General features: G+C 64.3%; 2 protein-coding genes. Both read right to left on the minus strand.

Annotation, left to right across the window (positions count from 1 at the left end; all coding sequences use genetic code 11):
• The coding region (locus R1101_RS0123310; RefSeq protein ID WP_016935590.1) for a hypothetical protein at window positions 1–795 on the minus strand (795 nt) is incomplete at its 3' end.
• A 344-nt stretch (window positions 796–1,139) separates the two neighbouring features.
• Window positions 1,140–1,496 carry a low affinity iron permease family protein gene (locus R1101_RS0123315; RefSeq protein ID WP_081494151.1) on the minus strand — a complete coding sequence of 119 codons (357 nt, stop codon included), beginning with the start codon at window positions 1,494–1,496 and terminating at the stop codon, window positions 1,140–1,142.
• Window position 1,497: the final 1 nt, after the last annotated feature.

The following is a 1,497-nucleotide window of genomic DNA, read 5'->3' on the forward strand; positions in this document are numbered from 1 at the left end:
GCTGACGATCATCAGCATGGTCTGCATCAGCAGGAGCGAACCCCGCTCGGAGGTGTACGAGCCGATGGCGTTCAACGCGCCGTCGTCGTCGGTGACGACCGTTCCGGTCGCAGCACCGACGGAATCGGCATCGAAATCGCCCGAGGTGCGCAACGCCACGACGGTGCCCTCGCTACCACCGGCCGACGGCAGCGACTGCCATGCGTCGTGCTCCATCCAGACCACGGGCTGGTGACTGTAGAACGAGTCGTCGACCAGAGCGCGGATGGTGAATGTGTTGCCGCCCAGCGAGATCCGAGTTCCGGTCGTCCATCCGTTACTGCTCGCGAGGTCGGTGTCGACGGCGACCGAGCCGGAGTCGAGTGGAACCGGGGATGCGAAGGACCGCCCGTCGACACCGAACGCGGAAGCGGCGACCTCTCGTCCGTCGGCGCTGATCCGGACGGGGGCGATCCCGATGATCGCGGCAGCGTCGACACCGTCGGCACCGGCCAGTTCCGCCTGTTGGCGCATCGTCACGGTCGACTCGCCGAACGAAACCGCTCGGCCCTCGGCCGGAGTGCCGAACGCGACGTGGTCGGCATCGATTTTCTCGATCGCGGCGATGGACTGATTGCCCAGTCCCGAGGTCAGACCGGACAGCATGACCACCATCAACGAAATGAGGAACAAGGCTGAAGCCATCAGCGTGAAACGGCCTTTGGCGAAACGGAGATCTCGGAGACTGAGGAACATGTATCCAGCTTCGCGGAGAACGGTGGGTGCGGACATCGCGCATTGGTTGAGTTCGTTCATCCATCGAAAGTTGGAGATCCTCGATCGGGACGGCCGACCAGGCAGTGCGGTAACGGAGTGCGCCGAGCGGGATTCGACGGCCCGCCTCGGGCTCGAGGCGGGCCGTCCGGTGACCCACAGGTCGGGGATCGTGGACCACCACGGACAAGTATCACCGCTCGGGAACGACCACCCCGGCGGGAAACGGACGTTCCGATGGTGAAAACGGAGGTGAAATCCTGGCAACTGCGAGGTGAGGCACCGGGTGGGTGGTCAGGCCGCACCGTGTGCCGCCGAGACCCGACGATCACCGTGCCCGGCGTACCCTGATGTGCCCGGCCGGCCGGACCGGAAAGCGGAACGGCTCAGGAGCCTTCACGATGCTCGAGTCCGACGGCCGCGCGTAGTTCCTCGCAATCGATCTGCAGGCCGGGGTGCTCACGGGACAGCTGTGCCATCAGGTCGGCCAAGCCGTCGGCGATCGCGTTGAGTTTGTGCTGGATCGCATCGTCGGACCGTTTCTGGGTGTTCTGCAACAGAGCGACCAACAGGAACGTGACGATGGTGGTCACGGTATTGATGATCAGCTGCCAGGTGTCGATGTTGTCGAGCAACAGAAACGACGGCGCCCAGACCAGTACCAACAGTACGCAGAAGGCGAAGAACGCGGCTCGGGAGACCAGGACGTCGGCACGTGTGGCGAAACGGTCGAACAGTGACAAC

Origin of the sequence: Rhodococcus sp. R1101, from assembly GCF_000278445.1 — a bacterium.
GTDB lineage: Bacteria > Actinomycetota > Actinomycetes > Mycobacteriales > Mycobacteriaceae > Rhodococcus > Rhodococcus gordoniae.